At 66.4% G+C, this 26,366-nt stretch carries 22 protein-coding genes; 8 read left to right on the top strand and 14 right to left on the bottom strand.

Translation table 11 applies throughout. The annotated features are described in order from the left end of the window. Positions 1 to 46 precede the first annotated feature (46 nt). The 3 genes from C8C94_RS11670 (at position 47) to C8C94_RS11660 (ending at position 2,790) form a co-directional block, all read left to right on the top strand. Positions 47 to 937: an amino acid ABC transporter substrate-binding protein gene (locus tag C8C94_RS11670; RefSeq protein ID WP_121420826.1), complete on the top strand. Its 891-nt coding sequence runs from the start codon at positions 47 to 49 to the stop codon at positions 935 to 937. A 12-nt stretch (positions 938 to 949) separates the two neighbouring features. Then, complete coding sequence (locus tag C8C94_RS11665; RefSeq protein WP_055401531.1) at positions 950 to 1,726, top strand: aspartate/glutamate racemase family protein; 777 nt, start codon at positions 950 to 952, stop codon at positions 1,724 to 1,726. A gap of 101 nt (positions 1,727 to 1,827) precedes the next feature. Next, entirely contained in the window at positions 1,828 to 2,790 is a 963-nt protein-coding gene (locus tag C8C94_RS11660; RefSeq protein WP_121422816.1) for an amino acid ABC transporter substrate-binding protein, read from the top strand. A 25-nt stretch (positions 2,791 to 2,815) separates the two neighbouring features. Here the strand turns inward: C8C94_RS11660 and C8C94_RS11655 are convergent, their stop codons facing one another. Both C8C94_RS11655 and C8C94_RS11650 read right to left on the bottom strand, forming a co-directional pair. Beyond that, a complete protein-coding gene (locus C8C94_RS11655; RefSeq protein ID WP_121422815.1) occupies positions 2,816 to 3,706 on the bottom strand; it encodes an NAD-dependent epimerase/dehydratase family protein in 891 nt (296 codons plus the stop codon). A gap of 110 nt (positions 3,707 to 3,816) precedes the next feature. Beyond that, positions 3,817 to 6,210, bottom strand: coding sequence for a GGDEF domain-containing protein (locus C8C94_RS11650; protein WP_121420825.1), 2,394 nt, complete (start codon positions 6,208 to 6,210; stop codon positions 3,817 to 3,819). Between the two features lie 150 nt (positions 6,211 to 6,360). Here C8C94_RS11650 and C8C94_RS11645 point away from each other — a divergent pair, with 150 nt between their 5' ends. Both C8C94_RS11645 and C8C94_RS11640 read left to right on the top strand, forming a co-directional pair. Further along, positions 6,361 to 7,257, top strand: coding sequence for a dienelactone hydrolase family protein (locus C8C94_RS11645; RefSeq protein WP_121420824.1), 897 nt, complete (start codon positions 6,361 to 6,363; stop codon positions 7,255 to 7,257). Positions 7,258 to 7,543: 286 nt separating this feature from the next. After that, positions 7,544 to 8,380 (top strand): ZIP family metal transporter, encoded by an 837-nt coding sequence (locus C8C94_RS11640; protein WP_121420823.1) that lies wholly within the window; start codon positions 7,544 to 7,546, stop codon positions 8,378 to 8,380. A 27-nt stretch (positions 8,381 to 8,407) separates the two neighbouring features. On the opposite strand, the gene C8C94_RS11635 is transcribed toward C8C94_RS11640, so the two are convergent. Next, positions 8,408 to 10,081: a right-handed parallel beta-helix repeat-containing protein gene (locus tag C8C94_RS11635; RefSeq protein WP_121420822.1), complete on the bottom strand. Its 1,674-nt coding sequence runs from the start codon at positions 10,079 to 10,081 to the stop codon at positions 8,408 to 8,410. Between the two features lie 250 nt (positions 10,082 to 10,331). Here C8C94_RS11635 and C8C94_RS11630 point away from each other — a divergent pair, with 250 nt between their 5' ends. Then, positions 10,332 to 11,351 (top strand): AraC family transcriptional regulator, encoded by a 1,020-nt coding sequence (locus tag C8C94_RS11630; RefSeq protein WP_121420821.1) that lies wholly within the window; start codon positions 10,332 to 10,334, stop codon positions 11,349 to 11,351. Positions 11,352 to 11,470: 119 nt separating this feature from the next. Further along, positions 11,471 to 13,288: an arsenical pump-driving ATPase gene (arsA, locus tag C8C94_RS11625; protein WP_121420820.1), complete on the top strand. Its 1,818-nt coding sequence runs from the start codon at positions 11,471 to 11,473 to the stop codon at positions 13,286 to 13,288. Between the two features lie 135 nt (positions 13,289 to 13,423). Here arsA and C8C94_RS11620 read toward each other — a convergent pair whose 3' ends face one another. Next, positions 13,424 to 14,032, bottom strand: coding sequence for a hypothetical protein (locus tag C8C94_RS11620; RefSeq protein WP_055400597.1), 609 nt, complete (start codon positions 14,030 to 14,032; stop codon positions 13,424 to 13,426). 42 nt (positions 14,033 to 14,074) lie between these two features. Further along, positions 14,075 to 16,201 carry a catalase gene (locus tag C8C94_RS11615; protein WP_121420819.1) on the bottom strand — a complete coding sequence of 709 codons (2,127 nt, stop codon included), beginning with the start codon at positions 16,199 to 16,201 and terminating at the stop codon, positions 14,075 to 14,077. 226 nt (positions 16,202 to 16,427) lie between these two features. Here C8C94_RS11615 and C8C94_RS11610 point away from each other — a divergent pair, with 226 nt between their 5' ends. Beyond that, the gene (locus C8C94_RS11610) at positions 16,428 to 17,894 is read left to right on the top strand and encodes a rhomboid family intramembrane serine protease (RefSeq protein WP_121420818.1); all 1,467 of its coding nucleotides are present in this window, start codon (positions 16,428 to 16,430) and stop codon (positions 17,892 to 17,894) included. A gap of 138 nt (positions 17,895 to 18,032) precedes the next feature. On the opposite strand, the gene C8C94_RS11605 is transcribed toward C8C94_RS11610, so the two are convergent. The 9 genes from C8C94_RS11605 to C8C94_RS11565 form a co-directional block, all read right to left on the bottom strand. Next, entirely contained in the window at positions 18,033 to 18,779 is a 747-nt protein-coding gene (locus C8C94_RS11605; protein ID WP_199726968.1) for a plastocyanin/azurin family copper-binding protein, read from the bottom strand. A 10-nt stretch (positions 18,780 to 18,789) separates the two neighbouring features. After that, entirely contained in the window at positions 18,790 to 19,248 is a 459-nt protein-coding gene (locus tag C8C94_RS11600; RefSeq protein ID WP_121420816.1) for a group 1 truncated hemoglobin, read from the bottom strand. A 12-nt stretch (positions 19,249 to 19,260) separates the two neighbouring features. Then, positions 19,261 to 20,193: a DUF3034 family protein gene (locus C8C94_RS11595; RefSeq protein WP_121420815.1), complete on the bottom strand. Its 933-nt coding sequence runs from the start codon at positions 20,191 to 20,193 to the stop codon at positions 19,261 to 19,263. Positions 20,194 to 20,317: 124 nt separating this feature from the next. After that, positions 20,318 to 21,610, bottom strand: a complete 1,293-nt coding sequence (locus C8C94_RS11590) for a HupE/UreJ family protein (RefSeq protein ID WP_158603817.1) — start codon at positions 21,608 to 21,610, stop codon at positions 20,318 to 20,320. Next, entirely contained in the window at positions 21,610 to 22,752 is a 1,143-nt protein-coding gene (locus C8C94_RS11585; RefSeq protein ID WP_147433252.1) for a hypothetical protein, read from the bottom strand. The genes C8C94_RS11590 and C8C94_RS11585 overlap by 1 nt, the downstream gene beginning before the upstream one ends. Before the next feature lie 97 nt (positions 22,753 to 22,849). Beyond that, positions 22,850 to 23,101: a hypothetical protein gene (locus C8C94_RS11580; RefSeq protein ID WP_121420812.1), complete on the bottom strand. Its 252-nt coding sequence runs from the start codon at positions 23,099 to 23,101 to the stop codon at positions 22,850 to 22,852. Between the two features lie 17 nt (positions 23,102 to 23,118). Further along, positions 23,119 to 24,672 (bottom strand): DUF4331 domain-containing protein, encoded by a 1,554-nt coding sequence (locus C8C94_RS11575; protein WP_121422814.1) that lies wholly within the window; start codon positions 24,670 to 24,672, stop codon positions 23,119 to 23,121. 168 nt (positions 24,673 to 24,840) lie between these two features. Continuing rightward, the gene (locus tag C8C94_RS11570) at positions 24,841 to 25,632 is read right to left on the bottom strand and encodes an anti-sigma factor domain-containing protein (protein WP_121420811.1); all 792 of its coding nucleotides are present in this window, start codon (positions 25,630 to 25,632) and stop codon (positions 24,841 to 24,843) included. 16 nt (positions 25,633 to 25,648) lie between these two features. Next, positions 25,649 to 26,224 (bottom strand): RNA polymerase sigma factor, encoded by a 576-nt coding sequence (locus C8C94_RS11565; protein ID WP_121420810.1) that lies wholly within the window; start codon positions 26,222 to 26,224, stop codon positions 25,649 to 25,651. Positions 26,225 to 26,366 lie beyond the last annotated feature (142 nt).

Here is a 26,366-nt window from a genome sequence, read left to right as displayed (position 1 = left end):
TCTCGCTTTTTCAACCGTCCACCTGATTTTTCGCAAAGGGATTCCCATGAAGCTCTCCGCCGTCACCTCCGCCGCCATCGTGCTCACCGGCCTGCTGGCCAGCACCATGGCCAGTGCCGACACCCTCAAGAAGGTTGCCGAGTCGGGCAAGATCACGCTGGCCTACCGCGAGTCGTCGGTGCCCTTCAGCTACCTGTCGGGCCCCGGTGCCCCGGTGGGCTTTGCGGTGGACATCTCGAACGCGGTGGTCGATGCCGTGAAAAAGCGTGTGAACAACCCCGCCCTCAAGGTGGAACTGCAGGCGGTGACATCGCAGAACCGTATTCCGCTGCTGACCAACGGCACCATCGACCTGGAGTGCGGATCGACCACCAACAACACGGCGCGGGGCAAGGATGTGCAATTTGCCATCAACTACTTCTACACCGGCACGCGCCTCCTGACCAAGAAGACATCGGGCGTCAAGAACTACGCAGACCTGGCCAAGAAGAAGGTGGCCAGCACCTCGGGCACCACCAACGCACAGGTGATTCGCAAGTACAACCGCGACAACAACCTCGACATGGACATCGTGCTGGGCAAGGACCATGACGACTCCGTGTTGCTGGTGGAAACGGGACGGGCGGAAGCGTTTGCGATGGACGACATCCTGCTGTTCGGCCTGATGGGCAACCAGCGCAACCCGGCCGATTGGACGGTGGTGGGTGATTCGCTGCAGGTGGAGCCCTATGCCTGCATGCTGCGCAAGGATGACCCGCAGTTCCAGGCGCTGGTCAACGGCGTGATCGGCGGGATGATGAAGTCGGGCGAATTCGAAAAGCTCTACACCAAGTGGTTCATGTCGCCCGTGCCACCGCGCAACCAGAACCTGAACCTGGCTATGAGCAAGGAGCTGCGCGAGAACCTGGTGGCCCAAAGCGACAAGCCCGCACAGTAAGCCGGAGCGCGCATGTCTTTAGTGTCTGCAAGCCACCCCCACGCCCCGCAGGTGGTGGGGATTCTGGGCGGGATGGGCCCGGCCGCCGGGGCTGACTTTGTGCGCCTGTTCGTGCAGGCCTGCACCGACCGCATGGAGGTGCTGGGCATTCCGGTGCACGACCAGGCCTACCCCGAGCACTGGCTGGCGCAGGTGCCCATACCGGACCGCACGGCCGCGCTGAACGACACGCGCCCCGGCGCGCACCAGCCCGCAGACCCCATGCTGCAGGCCACCGGGCGGCTGGCTGCGCTGGGCGCGCGAGTGGTGGCGATTGCCTGCAACACGGCCCATGCCTGGCACGGCATCCTGCAGCAGCGGTTTCCACAGATGGTGGTCTTGCACGGCGTGCAGGAGGTGGTAGCCGAGCTGTCGGCGCGCAAGGTGCAGGGCGTGGGGCTACTGGCCACACGCGGCGCCTACGACGCGGGCCTGTACCAGCGTGAGCTGGAGCGTGCGCGCATCGCCTGCTTTGTACCCGACGACCATGAGCGCGAGCAGTTGATGCAGGGCATCTACGACGGCGTGAAGGCGGGCAACTATCCGCTGGCGCGACAGCGCTTTGAGGCCGTGTCGATTGCGCTGCAGGAGCGCTACGGCGTGTCCACGCTGATCATGGGCTGCACCGAGATTCCCCTGGCGCTGGCGGAGCACCCCCGGCTCGAAGGGCTCTCGCTGGTGAATCCCTCGGTGGTGCTGGCCTCGGCCCTGGCCCGGCATGCCTACTGGCACATCCATCCTGCGGGCTGAGCCCAGCGCACTGCCGTCGGCTTGGTGAGCGGCCGAATCCTTTTTCTTGCCATGTCCTCAGTCTGCCTGGGGTGGCGACTTCTTGATTGAAGGTGAACACCATGACAGTTGCGACGGTCGGTAAAAGGCTGGGCGGGAGCATGAGCGCGGCCGTGCTTGCGCTTGCGTTCGGCATGGCGGGTGGCGGCAAGGTGCTGGCACAGGCGGCGGCACCATCGCAGGCGGCGCCGTCGTCACCATCCCTGGGGAAGACGCTGCAACGCATCCAGTCCAGCGGCGTGGTGGTCATCGGCCACCGCGAATCGTCCATGCCGATGTCCTATGTGGCCCACGGAACACCCATGGGTTACAGCGTGGATGTTTGCCTTCAGGTTGCGCAGGCGCTGGGGCGCCATCTCAAGCTGCGCGAGACCAAGGTGGCCTACCGCCTGGTCACTTCCAGCAGCCGCTTCGATGCCATCGAAAAAGGCGAGGTGGACCTGGAATGTGGCTCCACCACCAACACGGCCGCGCGCCGTGAGCGCGTGGCGTTCACCATTGCGCATTTCATCGCCTCGTCGCGCATCGTGGTGCAAAGCGACAAGCCGTATTCCCGCATCGAAGACCTGGACGGCAAGACACTCGCATCCACAGCGGGCACCACCAACATTGATTCGCTGGCGCGCGAGGCTGCCACCAAGTCGGTGCGCGTGCGCATCGAGCCCGCCAAGGACCACGCCGAGGGCTTTGGCTGGGTGGTCAGCGGCAAGGTCCAAGGCTTTGCGATGGACGACGTGTTGCTGTACGGCCTGCGCGCCAGCCACACCCGGCCGCAGGACCTGAAGGTCATCGGCAAGCCCATGACCATCGAGCCTTATGCGGTGGCGTTTGAGCGCAACAACTCCGAACTCAAGGCCGTGGTGGATGCCGAGCTGCGCCGTTTGATCCAGACCCGCGAGCTGCACCGCCTGTATGACAAGTGGTTCACTCAGCCGATTCCCCCCCAAGGCATCAACCTGGGCATGCGCATGCCGCACCTGCTGGTGGATTCGCTCAAGTACCCGTCGGACTACGTGCCGCAGTAGGCACGGTGGCGCGCGGGGTGGGCCTTCAACGCCAGGCCGTAGCCACCAGCTGGCTGTAATGCACGCCTTTGCGCCCAAGCAACTGCTCGAACACGGCCGGATTGCCCACGTTGTCGCTGCCCAGCATGCTCAGGGTTTCGGTGCACCAGGGCACGCTGGGCACCGCATCGCCCATGCGGGCGCTGAGCTGCGTCAGCGCGTCGGGCAGGCGCAGCACGCGGGCGGGGCCGTGGCCCTGTTGTTGCCGCAGGCTGGCGACGAAATCTCCCATGGTCAGCGCTTCCGGCCCCGGACATTCAATGAGGCCCTGGGTGGCCATGGCTGGGCCCAGCAGGGCAACGATGGCAGCGGCCAGGTCGTGCACCGACACGGGCTGCACGCGCGCCGTGAGCATCGGGCCGGGGAACAGCGCCACGGGCAGGCGGGCCAGATTCATGAACAGGGCGCTGCTGTCGCCGCCTTTGCCAAACACCACGCTGGGCCGCAGGATGGCGGGGTTCAGGGCGCCCCGCGCGGCCAGGGCCTGTAAATGCACGTCGGCCGCGCGCTTGGTGCTGGCGTAGCGCGTGGTGCTGCCCTCAATGCCCAGCGCCGAGATGTGCACCACCCGCCTCACACCCGCCTGAGCACAGGCGTTGAACAAGGCCACGGGGGTGTGCTGGTGGACGGCGTCGATAGGGCGTGCGCTGCTGTCGCGCAGCACGCCCACAGCGTTGACGACGGCGTCGATCCCCGCCAGGCGTGGCAGCCACGCATCGGGCGTGGTGTCGCGGGCAAAGTCTATGGGGATCTGCAGCGGCTGCGCGGTGCGCTGGCGGGGCGAAACCCCGCCGTGCACCGTGTGCCCTGCGCGGGTCAGTGCCGCTGCCACGGTGTGGCCAATGAATCCGGTGGAGCCGGTCAGCAGGATGTGCATCAACAGTGCCTTTGAAAGGAAAAGAAGGTCATCGGCGGGTGCGGGTTCTTGGAGCGGTGCACGAAAAAAAACGCTGAGTGCTCCGCTGCTGCCAGCGGCGCCGGGCCTGTTCATGCGCCCGGGTCAAACACCTCAAAGCGGTTGCGGCCCCCATACTTGGCGCGGTACAGGGCTGCATCGGCCGCCTGCACCAGTGTGTCAGACCCGGCCTCCGGGCGTGGGACCACACTCGCAATGCCCATGCTGAACGTGATGATGGGCGCCGTGGGGGAGCGGGGGTGGGCCAGGGCGGCGTCCCGCAGGCTGTCCATGCAGCGCTGTGCCACGGTCACGGCCTCGGGCAACGGCACGTCGGGCAGCAGCAGCACAAACTCTTCGCCGCCATAGCGTGCGGCCACTTCGTCTGCACGGCGGATGGTGGCTTGCAGCAGCTGGGCCACGCGGCGCAGGCATTCGTCGCCGGCCAGGTGGCCGTAGTGGTCGTTGTAGAGCTTGAAGTGGTCGATGTCGATCAGGATGACGGTCAGCGGCAGGCCGTGCCTGCCGCAGCGCATCCATTCCGTGGCCAGCCGGTCGTCAAAACGGCGCCGGTTGCCGATGCCGGTGACACCGTCGGTGGTGGACAGCAGCGCCAGCTTGGCGTTGGCGGCGGCCAGCTCCTGCTCCTTGCGCACCAGCTGGGTCACGTCGGTGCGCACACCGGCAATGCCGCCCTGGGGGGTGCGGCGTTCGTCGGCCTGCACCCACCGGCCGTCGGTCAGGTGCTGCAATACGGACTGGATGGCGGCCTGGTGGTCGGCCACACGTTGGGCCAGCCAGGCCTCTTCGTTGCCCACTGCGTCCAGGTACTGCCCGCGCTCAACGCCGTAGCGGGCAATTTGCTCAAAGGTGCTACCGGGCACGATCATGGGTGCCGAGATGGGGTACAGCCGTCGGTACTGCGCGTTGCACACCACCAGCCTGTCGTCGGCATCGAACAGCGCAAACCCCTCGGGCAGCGATTCGATGGCGTCCTGCAGCAGTTGCCGCGCCTGCTGCGCTTCGTCCTGCGCCGCTTCGAGTGCCTGGCGCTGCTCGATAAGGTCGGTGATGTCCAGGCGCACCGCCACCACATAGTTTTCAGGGGTGCGGGTTTCGTAAATGTTGATCCAGCGCCCATCGGCCAGCCGCTGCACCAGGTTGGACGTGCGGCTGCCGTGCTCTGACAGGCGCTCGGCGATCCAGGTTTCTTCGCGGCCGTTGGCAGAGGGGACCAGCCCCCGCTGCACCGAATACCGCAGGATGTCGGCAAAGCTGTTGCCCAGATGCTCTGCGTAGTTCATGTGGGGGTACATGCGCGAGAGCTGCTGGTTAAACAGCACCAACCGGTCCTGCTCGTCAAAGATCTCGATGCTGACGGGCAGGGCCTCCACCGCGCGCTCCAGCAACTGGCGCATGCGCTGGCTTTCCTGGCGGGCTTCCTCTGCCTTTTGGCGCTGCTCGATCAGGTCGCTGATGTCCAGCCGCACCACCACGGTCATGCCCGAGGGGGTGCGGCTTTCGTGCATGTGCATCCATGCACCATTGGGGTAGTGGCGCACCTCGGGGCCAGGGCGGTGGCCGCGCAGGGCCAGTTCGTGGGCCAGCCACAGCTCTTCCTGGCCGCGCGCTTCTTCGGGAATGCCGTGCTGGAGGCCTTCACGCAGCAGTTCTTCATAGGTCTTGCCCAGCGATGTCTGCACGGGCAGGTGCGGGCGCAGGTTGGCCATGAAGTTGTTGCACAGCACCAGCCGGTCGTTCTCGTCATAGATATCGAGGCCGGCGGGCATGGCGTCCACCGCCTCGTGCAGGCGGCGTTCTGCGCGTTCGGCGTCGGCCAGCGCCTGTTTCAGCGCGCGTTCCTTGTGCACGGTGTCCGTGATGTCGGTGCGCAGCACCACCACGCCGCCACCGTCGAGCGTGCGCTCGGTCAGCTGCATCCAGCGGTCGCCCCGCACCTCCTGCACTTCGGGGCCGCACGGTGATCGGTGGCGTTCCATGCGCCCCGCCAGCCAGGTTTCCAGGTCTGGCCGCGCGTCCCGGATCTCGCCCGAAGCGGCGGCCCGGCGCAGTACGTCTTCAAACCGTGTCCCATAGTCCACCGCCATCGTGATGCCCGGGGCCACCTCGCGGTAGCGTGTGTTGCACAGCACCAGGCGGTCGTCCGCGTCGTAGATGGCCAGGCCGTCGGGCAGGATGTCGAGCGTGGCCGACAGCTGTGCGCTGGCCTGCTGGGCTGCCTGCTGCGCAGCCTCTGCCGCCACCTGGCAGCGCTGCGCACGCCGTGCAAGCTGCCAGTGCAGGCCGGCCATGGCCCACAGCGCCAGCCCGGCAGCCACCAGCGCCGCGCGCACTGGCGCCTCCAGCACATGGCTGGCCAGCGCCCAGGCCAGCAGCCCCAGCCCACCGATGCCGCAGACCCCACACACGACCGCCGTCAGCAGAGCCGGAGGTTCTTCGCGCGCTGGCGGTGGAGCAGGGGGCATGGTTGGTAGGTCCCAGGTTCGCAGAAAGTCTAGCAGTGCGCCCCTGTTTGCGGTACCGGCAAATGCGGCAAGGCTCCAAACCGCCTAGACTGCGGCTTCCGCCCGTTACCGCCCTTGTTGGCCCCCTCTTCTTTCACCCTGGAGAAACCGATGCTCACTGAAGACCTCCACTCCGACGCACGCGCGCTTTTGCCTGGCCGCACCACCGAGGCGGGCGCCACCCGACGCACGGCGCTACAGACCGCCCTTGGCCTGGGCTATGCGGCGGCAGCCGCACCCATCATGGCGCAGACGGCCATCGCCACGCCCAGCGACGGCCTGACGGCCGGGGAGGTGAGTTTTACGGTCAACGGCTTCAAGGTGCCCGCTTACCGCGCGGCACCTGCCGGCAAGACCGGTCTGCCCGTGGTGCTGGTGATCCAGGAAATCTTTGGCGTGCACGAGTACATCGCCGACACTTGCCGCCGCTTTGCCAAGGCAGGCTACCTGGCCATTGCGCCCCAGCTGTATGCGCGCCAGGGCGACCCGTCGCAGTACACCGACATTGCCAAGCTCATGGCCGAAGTGGTCTCCAAGGTGCCTGACGCCCAGGTGATGGCCGACCTCGATGGTGCGGTGCAATGGGCCTCTGCCAACGGCGGCGATGCCGCGCGCATGGGCATCACCGGCTTTTGCTGGGGCGGCCGCATCACCTGGCTGTACGCAGCCCATGGCCCCGTGAAAGCGGGCGTGGCCTGGTACGGCAGGCTGGTGGGCCAGGCCAGCGAGCTCACGCCCAAGCACCCTGTGGAAATCGCCCCCATCCTCAAGGCCCCCGTGCTGGGCCTGTATGGCGAAAAAGATACCGGAATACCCCTTGACACGGTTGATAAGATGAAAGCTGCCCTGGCCAGTGGCTCGCCGCAGGCCAAGGCATCGGAATTTGTGGTGTACCCCGACGCGCCCCACGCCTTCCATGCCGACTACCGCGCGAGCTACCGCAAGGAAGCCGCCGAAGACGGCTGGAAGCGGGCGCTGGCCTGGTTCAAGACGCACGGCGTAGTCTGAGAGGCTGAGAGTCTTTTGCCTATGCCCGCCTTGCGCGCCAAAACACCGCTGCTCGTCGTTGCAAATGCTCGCCATAGCCCGAGCTATGGCTGCGCTTTGCGCCTCGATCAGCTGCGTTTTGACGCACCTTTCGGGCTCGGGCAAAAAACTCTCGGCCTCTGAGCCGGTACCCTGCAATCCGCCCGCAGCCGCCCCCTCACCGGGGCGGCTTTTTTAATCTCGCGTCCGGGGCGTGGGATTTGAACGAAAATAAGCTCTGTGGCTTATCTATAAAGCGTAAGAAGCTATGACTTTAGTAGCAATCATCTTGGCCACGCTGGCTGCGGGCATTGGCAGCGTGTGGCTGGCCGCACTGCTGATGCGGCTGGGCCTGGGCGGGCGCACCGACAGCGTGGGCCCCCAGCACCTGCTGAGCCTGGCGGCGGGCGCCCTGCTGGCCACGGCCTTCATGCATCTGCTGCCCGAGGCGTTCGAGAGCCAGGCGGGCGCTCACGACCTGTTTGCCACCTTGCTGGTGGGCGTGGTGTTTTTCTTCTTGCTGGACAAGGCCGAGCTGTGGCACCACGGGCATGAGCACAGCCACGCACAGCCCTCCACCCACGGCCACGTCCATGCAGACCACGATCACGCCCATGACCACGGCCATGCGCACCACCATCACCACGGGCCGCGCTCTGGCGGATGGGCGGTGCTCACGGGCGACAGCGTGCATTGTTTTGGCGACGGCATCCTGATCGCCTCCGCCTTCATGGCCGACATCCGCCTGGGCGTGATCGCCGCCGTTTCAGTGTTGGCGCACGAGGTGCCGCACCACATGGGCGACCTGGTGGTGCTGCGCCAGACCAGCCCCAACCGCCGCATGGCGCTGGTCAAGGTGTCGCTGGCGGGCGCCGTGACGGCGCTGGGCGGCGTGGTGGGCTACTTCCTGGTGGGGCAGCTGCAAGACTTCTTGCCCTACTTCCTGGCCGTGGCGTCGAGCAGTTTTGTGTATGTGGCGCTGGCCGACCTGATTCCCCAGCTGCAAAAGCGCCTCACGGCGCGCGAAACCATTGCGCAGATCGCCTGGCTGATTGCGGGAATGGTCATCGTGACGCTGGTGAGCGGGGCGGCGCACAGCCATTGAGGCCATGGCCCACGGCGCCCGCGCTATTCAGCGCGAACGCCGCCGCGCGCGCAGGCCCATGGCGCCCAGCAGCGTGCTCAGCAGGATCAGGCCCAGATGACCCAGGGTGGGTACGGCGGTGACGGAACCACCGCCAGGGCCTACCGCCAAAGGGACGCATGGCGAGAACTCTGAGCTTTCCTTCGTGCCATTGCCATCTTGGTAGTCGCGTGTGGCAGTCATCGTCAGTCGGCTGCCTGCCGATACGGCGGGCATGGCGGCCGTGCCGGTGTGGGCGCCGCCAGTATCGGTGCTGATGTCCACGGCACCCAGGTAGATCTGGCCTTCTCCAAAGTTGCTTGCGTCGCAGGTGGTGTTGGAAAAGAACTCCATGCGGTAGGACGCGTTGCTCGCGCCCGCGAATTCAAAGTTCACCACGGTTCCTGCAGCGTTGCCCGTGGCGCCAAGGATCAGCGGGTACCTTGGGCTGGCATTCACCGTGGTGGGGGCGGCGGCCATCGGGCCGGCGCCCAGACCCGTGGCCGTGTCGATCAACTCAATGCCCAGACCGCCGTTGCTGTGGATGTTGTTGCCTGACCACTGGTGGTACCGCATGGCAGGCGCAGCGGCAGCGTTGCGTTCCACACGGATGCCGTCGCCCCCCCAGTGCGCAATGAGGTTGCCCTCCCCGGGGTCGGAGCCACCCACCTCGACGCGCTGGGGACTGGCCGTACCGGAGTTGATGATGTAGATGCCGTGCTGACTGCCGGGCGCGGCGATGGGTGTGCCGTTGGTGCCCACGCCAATGCGGTTGCGTTGCAGAAAGCTGTAGTTATTGGCGCCCGAATCGCCTGTGATGAAGACACCCCGGTTGCTGGCGCCGATGGTGTTGTCATTGACCAGGGCGTTGTTGCTGGAGTGGAGGCTGACGCCCACAGCGGTGGCGCGTCGGCTGTCTCCAGCACGGTTGGTGCCGATGTAGTTGTTCCGGATTTGGTTCTGAGGGGCGTTGAAAAGGGCAACCCCGGCCTGGGTGTCATGGGCAACGATGAGGTTGCGCTCCGCTGGCAGGCCGCCGCCCACCATGGCATTGCGGGCCAGGTCATTGATGAAGATGCCGCTGCCTGCGTTGGCCAGCAAACCGGTGGCGTCATCGCCCACACCCGTGCCATCTGTGCCGATGAAATTGCCGGTCACTGATACTTCTATGAGGCTATTGGCAGTGTTCTGACCGGACAGCATGACGCCGTGTGCTCCAAAACGCGTGATAGCTACCCCGCGCAGTATGGAGTTGGAGGCTCCGCTCAGAAACACCAGCCCAGGGACGTTGGGCCCCGCATTCTGGCCATCGATACGGATACTGATGGACGCATCGTTGCCCACAGTCAGCGTGTTCGGGTTACCTGCGCCCAGGGCATAGCCGTCGATGGTCACCGGATTGATGATGGGAGGAAGTGCTGATGTCGGCGAGATCGTGACCTGCCCACCACTGAAATCGAACTGGATGGTGTCGGGGGCCGCATTGGCATTGGCGGCCTGGATGGCGGCGCGCAGGGTGCAGGGGTTGGGCACGCCGGTGCACATGGCGCCGCCCAGTGGGGCATCGCCAAGATCATTGACCACAAAAGTGGCTGCCCAGGAGGCGCTGGACAACAGCAGCCCGGCCAGGGCCATGGCAAGGGGGCGCAGCGGTGCTGTGGGGAAAGACGGGTTGTGCGGCATGGTGCTGTTTGAGGTTTTAGTGTTTTTGGGCTCTAGCGCTTATAGGTATTGCGCTAGCAGCTCCATTTTTGATAGCGAATGGCGGCTCTGCCGCGAACGCGGCGCGCAGGGTGCCCTCCGTCGGTGATTCTTGGGAAAGCCCCCGCTGTTGTCTTGACGCTGCACGACCTGCCATTGACCCCATGCGACTTGATCCGCAATCTGCAACACTCTTTTCTGAGCACAACAACGAGGGAAAAAGGAGCAGCGCGTGAAGGCACCCGTACCGGCCCCCACCACCCAAGCCGCGCCTGCGGCGGATGCCGCGCCCACGGCGGCGCTGAGCCTGAGCGCGTTGCCAGGGGACAGCCAACTGCACAGCATGCGCGAGTACCTGGCCGAAATGATGAGGGTAGACCTGTCGCCCCTACACCCCGACCAACCCCTGCACTACCGCGCTGCGCTGCGCATGGTGCCGGGCGCCAGCTGGGGCAGCTCGCAGGCCAGCCCCGTGCGCACTACCCGCACGGCAGCGCTGTGCAAGGACGGGCAGGACGACCTGATGCTCGTCATGTCCTCCGCCCCGATGACCATCGAGCAGCCGGGGCACAGCGCGCTGCGCATTCAGTCTGGCGACGCCGTGCTGCTGTCGCAGGCGCGGCCCCTGCAGATCATGCTGGAGGAAACGGGGGAGTCCTGGGCGCTGCGCGTGCCGCATCGCGACATGGCGCGCATGCTGCCGCGCCTGTCCAGTGCGCCGGTGCTGGCCCTGCGCCAAGGCACGCCGATGCTGCAGCTGCTGCAGCGCTTTGGCCGGTTGCTGGAGTCCGACCCCCTGCAGGGCGCTGCCAGCCAGCAATTGGCCGCCCGCCAGCTGCAGGAAATGCTGGCGGTGGCGGTGGGCCAGTCTCCCGACTTTGCCGCCTGGGCCGAGCAGCACAGCCTGGCGGCGGCCCGCCTGCAGGCCGTGCGGGCTGACATTGCCGCCCACCTGAGCACCAGCCGGCTCAGCTTGGAATGGCTGGCCGCCCGCCAGGGCATCTCAGCCCGGCACCTGCAGCGCCTGCTGGCTGCCCAGGGCACCAGCTACCAGGACACCGTGCGCCATGCGCGTCTGGAGGCCGCCCGGGCCTTGTTGCAAGCGCCGCGCAACGCGGGCCTGAGCATCACGGCCATTGCGCATGCGTGCGGTTTTTCAGAAGCGTCGGCGCTGAGCCGGGCGTTCCGGCAGCACTATGGGATGACGCCGGGGCAGGCGCGGTGGGAGGGTGGGATGGGCGCCAAAAAATGAAAGACCGTGTGGCGCACTGCGCCGGATGTGCCGCGTTTGGGGCGTACGCACTTGGCGAAGCCCCAAGAAAGCTTGACCTGCCTCAAGCCTGAGCCCGCCTGTTGTGCCATTCTGGTGGAATGACCTCCCCCCACGCCGCTACCGTCACCCTGGGCCTGCTAGCCCAGCCCACTCGTTTCCTGTTCTTCACCGGCAAGGGCGGCGTGGGCAAGACCTCGCTGTCCACGGCTGCGGCCATTTCCCTGGCAGACGCCGGTCGGCAGGTGCTGCTGGTCAGCACCGATGCAGCCTCCAACCTCGATGAAATGCTGGGCGTGCCGCTGTCCAACCAGCCAGTGGCCGTGCCCGGGGTGCCGGGGCTGCACATGCTCAACATCGACCCCGACACGGCCGCCGAGGCCTACCGCCAGCGTGTGCTGGCGCAGCTGGAGGCCACGGCCAGCAGCGATGAACGCGCGACAGTGCGCGAACAACTCTCGGGCGCCTGCACCACCGAGATCGCTGCGTTTGACGAGTTTGCGGCGCTGCTGGCCAGCGAGGGCAGCGCCATCGGCCACGTGTTCGACCATGTGGTGTTCGACACCGCGCCCACCGGCCACACGCTGCGCCTGCTGAGCCTGCCCAAGGCCTGGACCGGATTCCTGGCGGGCAACGACCGGGGCGCCTCGTGCCTCGGGCCGCACTCGGGGCTCAAGATGCAGGAGGCGCGCTTCAACGCCGCCCTGGCCGCGCTGAGCGACCCGGCCCTGACCACCGTGGTGCTGGTCACCCGCCCCGACCCCCGCCCCATGCAAGAGGCTGCGCGCACCGCGCTGGAGCTGCGCGCCCTGGGCCTGGCCAACCAGCGCCTGGCCATCAACGGCGTGTTCCATGCCAGCCAGCCGGGGCATGACGCCGTGGCCGATGCCATCGAGGCCCTGGGCCGTCAGGCCATGGACCAGATGCCCGATGCGCTGGCGCACCTGCCCCGCGACGAGGTGCCGCTGCGCGCCTTCGACACCGTGGGTTTGCCTGCGCTGAGGGCGTTGCTGGCGGGTGGCGCGGTGCCATTGAGCGCGCCCTCTGCCGTTGTCGGCGCGTCGTTGCAGGCCGAACCCCTCTCGTCCCTGGCCGATGCACTGGCCGCCAAGGGCCACGGCCTCATCATGGTGATGGGCAAGGGCGGCGTGGGCAAGACCACCATCGCTGCCGCGCTGGCCGTGGGCCTGGTGCAGCGCGGGCACAGCGTCCACCTCACCACCACCGACCCGGCAGCCCATGTGCAAGCCCAGCTCGACGGCAGCCTGCCCGGCCTGAAGGTGGGGCGCATCGACCCGCAGGCAGAAACCCAGGCCTACATCGACAAGATCATGACCACGCGCGGCAAGGCCCTGGACGACGCGGGCCGCGCCCTGCTGCTGGAAGACCTGCAATCGCCCTGCACGGAAGAGGTGGCCGTGTTCCATGCCTTCAGCCGCGTGGTGAACGAGGCCCGCAGCGCCTTTGTGGTGCTGGACACGGCACCCACCGGCCACAGCCTGCTGCTGATGGACGCCACCGGCGCCTACCACCGGCAGATGACGCAGCAGTACGAAGGCAGCGCAAACTCCAAACACATCATCACCCCGCTCATGCGGCTGCAGGACGCTGACATGACCCATGTGGTCATCGTCACGCTGCCCGAAGTCACCCCCGTGAGCCAGGCGGCAGCGCTGCAGGACGACCTGCGCCGCGCCCACATCGAGCCCTGGGCCTGGGTCATCAACAAAAGCGTGGCGGCCACGGGCACCAGCGACCCGCTGCTGCAGGCCCGCCTGGTGGGCGAGCAACAGCAGGCCGCGCGCATTGCCAACGGCCTGGCGCAGCGCACTTATGTGCTGCCCTGGCTGGCTACGCCGCCGGTGGGGGTGGCTGCACTGGGCCAACTGGCGTCGGCGCCCCCAGCCACGATCCGTTGAGGCAAACAGGAATTAGGACTAAGGGTACAAGTGCCAAAGAAAAATAGCTGCCAGCGCTTATCAGTAAAGCGCAGGCAGCTATAGTTTTAATAGCGAATGCCGGGCGGTGTGCACCACCTTGCGGCATCGCTGTGGTCACAGCATGGTTTCGCGCTGTTGCTCTGCGCGCGATGCGCCAATGGCGGTTTCCACGTTCTTGACCTCTTCGGGAGGGGGCAGCACGGCAGGCAGGCCCAGCGCCTCCAGGGCCAGCTCGCGGCACCAGCCCTTGGTGTGGTACAGGTGGTGGTCTTCGTCTTTCTCCACCGCCTTGTGGGCCGATTTCAACGTCTGGCCCACGTCGCCCGTGGCCACCTCGGCCACCTTGCCCAGCAGTTCCCAATTGGCGTGGTCTTTCGTCTCGGCGTGCACCACACATTCACAGGCCACCAACTGGGCGGCGGCGGGGTTGCCCCCCTGTTTGGCCAGCAGCATGGCCTTGACCAGGGATTCGCCGATGTGTTTGACCACCGCCCGGCTGGGCGACTGCGCATCGGGGTCCAGCCCCAGGGTGTCGCACAGGCTGCGCACCACATCCTGGTGGGTCAAGGTTTCTTCCAGATAGCTTTCCCATTCCTTCTTGAGATCGGGGTTCACGGCACAGGTGAGCGCGGTGCGGTACACCTGCTCGCCGCCGAGTTCGGTTTCCATCATCTGGAGCACAAGATCATCAAGCTGGTGGCTGTCATAGTGGGCTTTGGGCATGGTTTCTCCTTGGGTGGGGGGGTTGGGAACGGGATGGATGCGTCATGCGAGGGTGCGGACCTTGGGTTCGCGCTCCCACTGGCGGGTCTGTGCGGCGGCGATGAAGCCCTGCGCGTCGGCGGGATCCACCACGCCTGCGTCGGGCTCGATGCCACCGGCTTGCAGGATGGCCTGGGTGCCCTTGCAGGCGGCAATCGCCTTGAGGTGGCCGAACGCGTCGCGGAACCAGTCCACGGCGGCGGCCTCTTTGGCCAGCATTGCGCCCATGTCGGGCGACAGGATGGAGGCCACAGCGTCAAACACAACCGATGGCGTGCCTTGCAGCTGGCCGTCGGCGGGCAACAGCGTGCCGTCTTTCAGCACGGCTCCGCCCACCTTGGGCGACACGATCTTGACGGTGGCGCCGACCTTCTCCAGCGCCTTGCGCAGGTTGGCCACCGTGTTGCCGTTGGAGCCATCGGCCACCAGGATGCCGATGCAGCGCCCCTGCAGCGTAGGCTTCATGCGGTCGATGATGCGCAGCGCGGGTGAAGGGGGCAGGTCCTGCACTGGCTCGGCGGCAGTCGGGGCGGGGGGAAGCGCCTGCATGCCCAGGCCGTCGGCTACACGCTGGGCGAGGTCGTGGTCTACATGCTGCAGGTGGCCCACCACGGCTTCACGCACATGCACGGTGGCTACCTTGGACAGCTCGAATACCAAGGCCGACGCCATGTGGGCCTGCTCCAGCGGGCTCTGGCTGCGAAAGAACATGCGCGCCTGGCTGTAGTGGTCGGCAAAACTCTCGGGGCGGATGCGGCCTTTTCCTCGGCCGTCGCCGTCGTCGGCCTGAGCGAAGTGGCGGAAGCCTTGTGCCAGTGAGGCGCGTGGCGTGTCACCCTGCAGGCTGCTGGGTTCGTAGGCAACGCGGCCCTTGGGCACCTGCATCTGCATGTGACCGTCGCGCTGCATGTTGTGGAACGGGCACTTGGGCGCATTGATGGGGATCTGCGTGAAGTTGGGCCCGCCCAGGCGGGACAGCTGCGTGTCCAGGTACGAGAACAGGCGGCCCTGCAGCAGCGGGTCGTTGCTGAAGTCGATGCCAGGCGGCACGTTGGCGGGGCAAAACGCCACCTGCTCGGTTTCTGCAAAGAAGTTGTCGGGCCAGCGGTTGAGCACCATGCGGCCAACGGGCTGCAGGGGCACCAGTTCCTCGGGGATGAGCTTGGTGGGGTCCAGGTGGTCGAACGGGAAGCGCTCGGCGTCTTCTTCGGTAAAGAGCTGCACCGACAGCTCCCATTCCGGGAAGTCGCCCGCCTCGATGGCTTCGAACAGGTCGCGCCGGTGGAAGTCGTTGTCGGCCGATTGCAGCTTGACGGCTTCGTCCCAGACCGTGGACTGGATGCCCAGCTTGGGACGCCAGTGGAACTTCACGAACGTGCTGTCGCCCACAGCATTGACGAGCCGGAAGCTGTGCACGCCAAACCCCTCCATCATGCGCAGGCTGCGCGGGATGGTGCGGTCGCTCATGGCCCACATGATCATGTGCATGGTTTCGGGCATCAGCGAGACAAAGTCCCAGAAGGTGTCGTGCGCACTGGCCGCCTGGGGGAACGCGCGGTCGGGTTCCATCTTCACCGCGTGCACCAGGTCCGGGAACTTCATCGCATCCTGGATGAAGAACACGGGGATGTTGTTGCCTACCAGGTCCCAGTTGCCTTCGGGCGTGTAGAACTTGACGGCAAAGCCGCGCACGTCACGCGGTGTGTCCACCGATCCCGCGCCGCCTGCCACGGTCGAAAAGCGCGTGAACACGGGCGTCTGCACGCCCACTTCCGTCAGCACCTTGGCAGTGGTGTATTGCTTGAGCGAATGCGTGAGTTCAAAGAAACCGTGGGCTGCCGAGCCGCGCGCATGCACGATGCGCTCGGGGATGCGCTCGTGGTCAAAGTGCGTGATCTTCTCGCGCAGGATGAAGTCTTCGAGCAGCGTGGGGCCGCGTGGCGACGGGCGCAGGGAATTCTGGTTGTCTGCCACCGGGATGCCCTGCTGCGTGGTCAGCACCGGGTGCTTGCCACCGGCTTGCTGCTGCAACTCGCCTGCGTTGCCGCGAAAGGTGTCTGACTGGGTGGAAGAGGGCAGGGCAGACGGCGATTTTTTTGCCGCGCCGCGCGAAGTGGGGGTTTGGGCCATGGGCGCTCCTGGGGGTTCTGGGTAATGAAACAAGACCAACCAACATCGTTGGACCCCCGTGCTTTTCGAGGAGTAGGACGCCGCCCCATCCGGGCGTCGTCGTCGTCAGGCAATGGCCCGTTGCCTGTGCGCTAAAGCCTCTCGGTGTTTGCTACGCTTGCGCCCATCCTGCAGGGCCCATTGCCTTGTGGCGCGACCCTCTCCTTTGCCCTTGCCAGACTGATCCATGTTCTACGCCATCCCCCTCGAAAACCGGCCCACCTGGCGCAACCCGCCCTGGATGACGGTGCTGCTGATCTTGGTGAACATGCTCGTGTTCTGGGGCCCGCAGCGCTCGGAAGAAAAGGCGCAGGACCGGGCTGCCGCCTTCTACGTGGCCAGCCCCTTGCCCGCCATCGAAGTCCCGCGTTTTGTGGCCTGGCTGGAAGAAACCGGCGACAAGCACCTCAAAGAGGCCCGCGCCCTGCAAAAGGCGGGCGACCATCGCATGCTGTTGCGCTGGATGGAGCAGGAAGACGGCTTTCAGCAGCGGCTGAAAAGCCCGCGCTTTGTGCCACCCGAAGACCCGCAGTACACCGACTGGAAGGCCGCGCGCGCCCAGTACGAAGCCCGGATGCCAGCCCCCTTCACCCGCAAGTGGGCGCAGAACTTTGAAAAGGACGCGGAGCTGCGCCCCGTCACCTGGCTCACGGCCACCTTCTTGCACGGCAGTACCGGGCACCTCATCGGCAACATGGTGTTTTTGTTTCTGTTCGGCTTTTCGGTGGAGCTGGCACTGGGCCGGGGCTGGTACCTGGCGTTTTACCTGCTGGGTGGCCTGGGCGGCTCGCTGCTGGCGGGCTGGGCCTATGCGGGCATGGGCAGCTACGGCCTGGGCGCTTCGGGCGCCGTGTCGGCCCTGATGGGCATGTACGCGGTGCTGTACCGGCTGCGGCGCGTGCGGTTTTTTTACCAGCTGTTTTTCTACTTCAACTACGTGACCGCACCGGCGTTGCTGCTGTTGCCCGCGTGGATTGCCAACGAGTTGCTGCAGCACTGGCTGAGCGGAAAGGGCGTGGCCTACATGGCCCACCTGGGCGGGCTGGTGACCGGCGCATCGCTGATGGCGCTGGCCATGCTGCTGCGCAAGAAACCGATGGTAGTGCCGGTGACGCAGGACGCCGCGCTCGACGACGGCTTTGACGCCCATGTGGCCAACGCCCAGCGCCTGGCGCAGGGCATGAAGTTCGAACAGGCCCTGGCCCAGTGGCGCGCTGCAGCCAAGCTGCGCCCGCAAGACCAGGCGGTGCTTAGCGCCTGGTTCAAAACGGCATCGCTTTGGCCCGACGGCGAAGACTTCCACCGTGCCGCGCGCCGCATCTTTCGCCTGCACGCCCACGACGAGCAGACGCTGCAGTTTCAGCACGCCAGCTACCGCAGGTATTTTGAAAAGGCCAAGCCCGGTGCCCGTTTGCAGCCGGACGACATGGCCCGCCTCTCACGCCGCTTTGCGCGTGCGCAGCAATGGGGCGATGCCGAAAAGCTGTTCAACGCCTTGCACATGACTGCCCCCACGCACCCCGAGCTGGGCGACACGCTGGGCATGCTGGTGTCGGCCTTGTGCCATGCGGGGCGGCGCGAGCAGGCGGCTGCTTTGGGACCGCAGCTGAAGCAGCTGGCACCGGGGAGTGCGGCGCTGCGGGGCCTGGCGTGAGGATTGTTGTTGGTAAATTTGGTGCTAGCGCTTATTGAGTAGGTGCAAGCAGCTATTAAATTAGTAGCAATTTCCGAAATCGCACTGCTAATTTCTATCGGTTGGGCTGAGCTGGTCGGAGCCTGGTCCACCGGCCCATCAATGCCGATGCGCCACCTGCTGCAGATGCCCGGCAGGCCCCTGGCTGTATCCCCCCATCGGCCCTCCAGGTGCAGTAGGAGGCGCAGCCGGTGGCGCCCGCCGCACGCGCGGCACCACGCTCAACTGCACGGTGTCCAGCACCGGTCCCGGCACCACGTTCAGTGCCTTGCGCGGCAAATCAATCAACTGCTCGGCATGCCACACCCGCACCTGCGCGGCACCATCCGGCACGCCCGCAAAGCGGGCAATGCCATCGGCATCGGTCTTCAGCGTCCAGCCCGAATCCGTCACAAACACATGGCCGCGCATGGAGCCGTGCAGGTGGCATGACAACAGCACCACCCCCGGCGTATCGAGCTTGACCTCAAAGGAGTTGGCAGGCTTGCCGTCGGCCTTGCCCGCCAGGCGCAGTTCAAAACCGCTGTTGGCTGTGCCCGCCGCAGCCGCCAGGCCCGCCGCCGCACCGCGCACGTGGTGGTCCCAGCGGTCCTGGTTGGTAAAGCGCACCGTGGCACCGGGCTCGACCACCGTGACGGCGGGCACAAAACGCATCTTTTCCTGCTCGATGGTGGGGTTGGCCTGCAGCAGGCTGGGCGATGTGCCGCCCGTGCCACCGGGGTACACCACCACCACGGCTTCGGGCACGGGCTTGCCGTCGCGGTCCAGCACCTGGATTTGAACATTTCCGGCGCTAGCGCTTGCCCACAAAGCGCTAGCAGCTACAAAAATCATAGTATTTTTCATAGGTACATTCTCAGCGGATGGTGATCACATCGCGGTGCATGGGCGCCAGCAAGGCCAGCAGGCGGTTTTGCTGTGCGAACGGTATGCCCTGGGCATCCATGGCGCTTTGCAGCACCTCTACCAGGGCGTTGAAGTGGCCCTTGGTGATGTCCATGTCGGCATGGGCTGATTTCATGTCAGCGCCTTCATATTTGCAAGGGCCACCGCTGAGCTGGCAGATCTGGTCGGTCAGGCTTTCCTTGAGCGCGGCGGGTTTGGTGTCCTTGAAGTGGCCGCCGATGCGTGGGTCCACCACCAGACGGTTCACAAAATCGTCCATCAGGCGCGTGATGCCGGGCTTTTCACCCAGTGCCTGGTAGAGGCCTGCCGGGGCCGTGGCATTGGCGGCGCCGGTCTGGGCCAACGCTGGCTGGGCCAGCAGGCCGCCCAGGGCGAGTGCAAGGGCAATGAGGGTTTTGGGGTGGGTCATGGAAAAGTCTCTTCAGAAAGCGACTTGGGCCGACAGGTAGTAGCCCGTCTGGCGGCGGTGGTTGGTGATGCCGGGCACGATGCGGCCCAGGTCTACATAGGCCAGCGTCAGTGACAGGTTCTTGCTGGGCGCCCAGGCGATGAAGATGTCTTTCCAGTCGTCCTCGCGCAACGCGGCGCCCAGGCCGGCGGCGGCGCCCAGCGCCTGCAGGTTGTTGGGTTTGAAGCGGACTTCGGCGCCCACCGCCAGGTTCTTGCTGATGAGGTACGCCACCGAGAACTCGGGCTGCAGGCTGCGGCGGTTCTTGCCGGGTGCGGCAGCGCCAAAGCCCAGCAGGCCGTTCTGGTTGGCGTTGGTGGAGCGCAGCGTGCCGTTGACCAGCAGGCTCTGCGCCAGCAGCAGCTTGGTGGCGCTCACATACACGTCGGTGCCGCTGGTTTGGGTGCCCAGAAAGTCGAGCACCGACCCGATGGAGCCAGGGCGCACGCGCTTGTGCTCCAGCCCCACGGCGATCTGCGGCATCCAGCTGTCGGCGTTCAGCACAGCATCGCCTGCCACCTTGACCTTGATGCCCACGACATCCATCTGGATGTGCTGCCCGGGGCTCACGCCAAACGGCGCAATGCCATTGAGCGCGACGGCGGGTGATGCGTCAAAGTCCTGCCGCGCCAGCGACAGCTCCACCCGGTCATGCAAACCCACCGCAACACCGTAGCCATTGAGGCCGTAGTCCTGCGTGGCGGCGCGCGTGGCGTAGCCGGAAAAGCCCACCTCGCCTTCAGTGGCGTTGCTGCCGATCACCGCCCAGGGGGTGAGCCCGCCACCGGCCGACCCGGCGATGGTGCTGACGCCCCCTGTGAGCAGCAGTTTGCCGGTGTCGGCATGGGCCACGGTGGCGGCCAAGGCAAGCGTGGCGGACACCGCAAGCCAGCGTGGATTCTTCATGGGGTCGCTCCTGGGTTGTAAATAAATGCTACACCGATGGAGGTACGTCAGGGCGCCACCAGCGGATGCATATTCCAGAGCGCTGCCGAGGGTCTTTGAACCACGCCGCCGCTGGCGCGGTGGCTCAGCCCGAAAAAGCGATCCGCTGCACCGTCCAGTACAGCGACAACACCAGCAGCGCCGCCGAGCCCCCCCGCACCACCACCGTGCGGTAAAGCGCCCAACGCGCCAGCACCAAGGATGCAGCACACCACAGGGCCACCACCAGGAGTTGCCCCGCCTCGACCCCCAGGTTGAACCCCGCCAACGCCCACACCAGCGAGCTGCCTGAAATCCCTGCCTCCACCAGCACCCCCGAGAAGCCGAGGCCGTGGATCAGGCCAAAGCCCAGCGCCAGCCAGTGGCCGCGCAGGCCCCGGACGGGGAACAGATTCAGCAGCGCCGAGATACCAATGCTGATCGCAATGGCAGGTTCCACCCAATTGCCCGACACCGTCACCCAGCCCAGGCCCGCCAGTGCCAGCGTGACCGAGTGGCCCAGGGTAAAGAGCGTGACGGTGAGCAAAAGCGTCTTCATCCCGGTACGGCGATCCAGAGCGTCAGTCGTCCGGGACGCAGGCAGCTGCTTTGTCATCGGTTGCGGGCTGCGAGGCAGAGGCTGCAGCACCAGCGAAATGGGCAGCAACAGCGCCAGCAAAAAGGCCAGGTGGTCATAGCCTTGCAGAATGTGGTGCACCCCTTCGGCCACAAATTGCAGCAGTGTTGCCACACCACTGCGTGGGGATGCGGGCTCCTGGGCGTCTGCACCTCCAGCCCCTTGCGCACCTGGCTCCCCTTGGGGTGCGACACCGCTGCCTGCGGATCGCAGGTCGGTGCTGGCGCGCCCATCGGGGGCCAGCACGGCCGCCAGCGGCTGGCCGCCGAGCACACCGCCCACCAGCAGACGGTGCGTGGGGTCGATGCCCTGCATCAGCCCGTAGCGCAGTGTGACTGCCTGGGCGGGCGCACAGGGGAGCGTGGCAGCCAGTCGCGCGTAACGGCCATCGGTGCGCTGCTCCAGTGCTTCAAAGCGCCAGGCGGGGGCCGTCGCCGTTCCATCGCACTGCCACAACATGCCCTGGCCCACCCACTGGGCCATGGCGGGCGCGGACTGCCGCACCTCCCCCCAGGTGAGTTGGCGGTCGCCATTGGCATCGAGCTGCTCCAGCGCGGCGTCCACATCCTTCAACGCCACCGACAGCACCAGGCCTACCGATGCGCCTGCCCCTGCAGCGCCCTGGGGTGCCGGGGCATCCGCCACCCGCAGATAGGCGTCGCTGGCCTTGTGGGCCCGTGCGCTGGGCACCAGCGCCGCGGCAAGCAACACGACCGCAACCATGGCTCGCAGGGGGGCCGTTGTCCAGTGTTCGCAGCGCATCATTGGCCTCCCCGGGGTTGCCAGCGCGCCAGGCGCACGTCCTGCAGCCCGGTTTGCAGGAGGGCCTGCCGCACCGCTTGGTGGGCGGCAGCGTCGCCCGATTGTTCAGAGGTCTGCAGTGCAAGCCACCAGTCGAGTGGCTCTTTCTGCAGGGCAAGGTTGGTGCGGGCCGCCTTCCATGCGGCGGCGGGTTGCCCTTGCAACCACAGCGCCAGCAAGGCACGCTCCCGGGCATGGGCATCCAGCCCCTCGCCGCGCGCCGCGATGGCGGCAAACCGCGCTTCCAGGTCGCGCGCCAGGGGTTGCCACGCGGCGTCCCCCATCAGCCGCAGGGCCTGTGCGCGCCGCAGCAGCACGGCATCGCTGTCGGGCTGGTGCCTGAGTACCTCCAGCGCGGCGCTCGCACGGTTGCGGCGCAACAGCTGGTCGGCATAGGCCAGCGCGGTGTAGCCGTCGGGGGCATCGGCCAGGCTGCGGCGGTAGGCAGCGTCGGCGGCATCATCGCGCCCTGCGCGCTCTTCGCTTTCGGCCAGTAGTGACCCGATCCAGGCCCGCTGGGTGGCATCCCCCGCAGCCTGCTGCCACAGGGCGGTGAGACCGCTGCGCGCAGCATCGTGCTGACCTTGAAGTGAACGGGTTTCAAGCAGGCAGGCGGTGGCATACAGCGTGGCGCCGTAGCGCGCCACGTTGCGACAGGCGGCCTCGGCGGCCTCATAGCGCGCGGCCACACGCTCCAGCGTGGCCAGCGTGAGCCAGCCCTGCACCTGCGCGGGGTTGGCCTGCAAGGCACGCTCCAGCGTGGCGCGCGCTGCTGCAAATTCATGGCGCCCTTGTTCCACGGTGGCCTGCAACACCAGCAGATCGGCGGGGGCATCGGCCTGGCCCCACCAGCGTGCCAGGGCCGCTTGAGCCCGGCCCAGGTAACGCGGGTCCGCCGTCTCGCGTGACAAGCTGATCCAGCGCCGGGCGATGGCGGCGGCGGCCTGGGGGGTGGCGGGAGCTGCACTCACACGCTCGGGCAGGCGCTCGACCACATCGGCATCCAGGCCGGGGGGCAAGTCCTGCGGCAAGGCAGCCAGGGCCGTGCCAGCCCAGAACACAAGGCACATGGCCGCACACAAAATGTGAGAAGGTTTCTTCATGGGCTCGTGATAACAAGGGGTATGGGAGGAGGCAAACTCACCCACGGACGCTCCTGGCTACGCCCATTCAGGGCGCAGCCAGGGGCATCGCGGAAGGTCAGAGCCGCGAATCGGGCTCTTCGGTCTCGGTGCTGGACAGCACCAACTGGTCCACCGCCTGAGGCTCGGTGTTGTCCGATGCGCCGCTGGCCACAATCGGCTGCACGTACGCGAACGCGTTCACCATCACGGGGCCCCCATTGCCAGGGTCTGCCGTGTTGTCACCGCCTCCGCCCCCGCCGCAACCGGTGATGGCCAATGCCGCCACCGAGGTGAGCGCCAGGTGCTGAATCCGAAAGTTCTTTTGCATGGTGTGTCTCCTTCGGATCAGAAGTTCTTGGCACCGGGCAGTGGTGGGTTCACGTAGGGGAAGGCTGTGCGGTAGTCGGTGGCTTTCGTGCGTGAGCCATCGACAAATGCAACGCCTCCTGCCGGGGCGTCACCGGGCTTGCAGCCCACCTTGAGTGCGTCCGAGGCACCGGTCACCGTGCACAGCGCACCCATGGCCACACGCAGGGACACGTCCACCACATCGTCGCCCAGGCGGCGCCCGTTGGGGAAGCCTGCCGCATCGCCGGCGACCACGCCCAGGGAGCTTTGTGCAGCCACTGGCGTGGCCGCAATGCCGGTGTTCAGGCGCAGCATTTCGGCCAGGGGCCCGCCTGCGCCCAGGCCGGTGATGTTTCCGGGGCGGTTCACCGTGGGCAGGCCCGTGAGGAACGCCGTCATCAAATCAGTGCGCGGGAAGTTGGTGGGGGCCTTGGCGCCAAACAGCGTCTCGACCAGCGCGGGCAGCGTGGGGTGTGTCACATAGTCCGCAAAGTTGGCGGCATCGTCCTTGGGCTTGGACGCGTTGAACTTGTCCTTGTCCTTGAGGCCGATCACCACCTCATTGACCAGCGGCATGCCCAGGCGCGAGACCTGCGTCCATGCGCCACCGGCCTTCTCGCTGGCCTGTAGGCCCGAGTCCGGCTTGCTGTTGAGCAGGCGGGCCTGGCGCAGGCTGGCAGTGGTCCAGCCGCCAATGACCTTCTCGCCCGATGCAGCCGTGAGGCAACTGGTGGGCACTTCCACGGACAGCGAGGTCACGTTCTTGTCGGCAATCTGGCCGGCACCAAAAGCCGCTGCATTCGACTCGCTGGTGATGACCGCAGCGGGCGCATTCACCAGGTCAAAGATGGTGCCCAGCGACACAGGGAACGGGTCCTGCCGCTGGCCCACAAACACCTTGCCGGGCGTGGAGCAGCCGGGGATGTTGATGCCATACACATATTTGCTGGCATAGGCGTCGTAGGCAGCGGCATTGCCCAGGGATTTTTCTCCGATGTAATCGATGGGCTTGGTGAAGGTGGTGCCCCCGCCAGCCATGCTGATCTGCTCGCGCTTGCCGGTGCGGCGGTCACCGCGCACGATGAACATCTCGTACTCTTCGCGGTAGGCCAGCGGGTCGGCCGCCGCGCCGCTGATGCCCCCGGCGTTGCGCAGCGGGATCGCTACCTTCTTGCGGGCACCGTCAGGGCCGATGTCGAGGGTGGTGCCGTTGCCACCGTTGTTCAGCGTGTTTTTGAAGCGGAACTGGAAGGTGATGTCCTCTGCCGCGTCGCCGTTGTTGTCGATGTGGATCTCATACAGCGCATTCGGGTCCAGGCTGAAGTAGTTGGGGCCGCCATAGGCATCCTGCAGCGGCAGGTAGTTGGCGATCATGGTGACAAAGCCCGCGCGGCCCGGTTCGTAGCTGTTGAACAGGTAGAAATCGGCGCCGTCAACCTTGGGCTGGGTCGTGATGAACGGTGCTTCGCGGTGGCTGGACGCCAGGCTGACGCCCGCTGCGCTGGCCGCCAGGGCAGCCAGCACGGCCAGACTGATTCTTCTCAATGGCATGAAGATCTCCTCGTAGGTGGATAGAGAGGTGCCAAGCACCCCACCACCTATACGGCGAAGAGAACCCTCTGGATTCAGCGGCTGCGACGATTCTTTGTGGGAGGCGTCCCGCCGCCCCATCCGGCAACCCCATGCGGCAATCCCACGCGGCAGCCCGCTGTGTGCCGTTCAGGTGGCCTTGCGGATCAGTGCGCCCTTGAACAGCACCGGCCCGGTCGGGCCTGTGGCGCTGGGTACGCCGCCCAGCGGCTCCAGGCTGATGGCCAGTGTGGGCACTTCCTTCACATCACCTTCCTGGGCCACCAGCTTGAGCAGCTTGTCATGCCCCAGCACACCGAGCGAGCGTGGGCCTTGGCCGGGTGGCAGCGCCCACAGTTGCAGCGACTTGTCCGCCCCCTCCTGAAAGCCGCCCACGCGCTGCAGCACCAGCTGGTTGTTCTTGGGGTCGAAGGTGACCAGCATCGACGCGTCCGCCTTGTCGTCGGCCAGCACGGCCACGTACTGGATCTGGGGTGTGGCCTGCAGTTGCTGCTGCAGCGTGGCAATCTGCGCGCCGGTGGTGGCACGCAGGCCACCATTGACCTGCACGCCGACCACCACGGCCGCCAGCGTGGCGATGGCCCCCGCAGCGGCTGCACCGCGCCACACCAGCAGGTTGCGCCACCAGCCACCGGGGGCCGCAGCAGCCGGGGGCACACGCGCAGCCTGCATGGCCGCCGCAGCCTTGTCGGCCTGCACGAGGTTGTCGATGCGGGTCCACACGGCGGGGGCGGGGTCGATGGCAGGTTGCAGCTCGGTCAGGCCCGACCAGCGGGTCTGCCACACCAGGGCGGCGGCGCGCACGGTGGCATGTTCGCGTGCCAGTGTTTCAAAGCGGCGGCGGGCGCCGCCGCGCAGCGTGCCCAGGGCATAGCTGGCGGCCAGGCGGTCGAGCAGGTCGGGGTGTTGGGTGATGTTCATGGTGGACCTTCCGTGCTCAGGCGTAACGCGCCATGCAGGTGCGCAGTTGCTCCAGCCCCCGGCGGATCCAGGTCTTCACGGTGCCCAGCGGCAACTTGAGCTGCTCGGCCAGTTCGCCGTGACTCTGGTCACGCAGATAGGCCAGGCTGACCACCTCGCGTTGTTTGTGGTCGAGCTTGCCCAGGCAGTGGTGCAGCGCAAACGACTGCTCGCTGGCATCGGCCGTGTCCATGGGGTTGGGCGAATCGCCCTCCAGCGTCTGGGCCAGCTCGTCGTCCAGCTCGTTCATGAGGTCGGCCCGGTCGCTGCTGCGCTTGCGCAGCGCATCCAGCGCCCGGCTGCGTACGATAAGCCCCATCCACGCCATGGGCGGGCTGAGTGATGCGCGGTAGTTGCCGGCGCCGCGCCAGATGCTCAGGAAGGCCTCCTGCAGCACGTCCTCGGCCACATCGCGGTTGCGCACAATGCGCAAGGCCAGGCCAAAAAGCGGCGACGAGGTGCGCTCGTACAGCCTTTTGAGCGCAGAGTCTTCCTGCGCGGCGATGCGGTCAAGGAGTTCCATCAGTTCACGGTCTGGTTGGGGGGTGCTCATGCGCCCATTCTCTGGGATGGATCGGGTTTCAAGGACTTGCGGGGCTTTGCTGTAGCTGAATACGCCACAAAAGGGAGGATGGATTCACCCGGAAGCCAGAAACAACAAAGGCCGCAGCGCGGCCTTTGCAAGGGCGAGTCGG

The sequence above is a fragment of the Acidovorax sp. 94 genome, from assembly GCF_003634645.1.
GTDB lineage: Bacteria > Pseudomonadota > Gammaproteobacteria > Burkholderiales > Burkholderiaceae_C > Acidovorax > Acidovorax facilis.
Note: the sequence above shows the minus strand (reverse complement) of the source record. Positions and strands in the feature narration are given on the sequence as shown.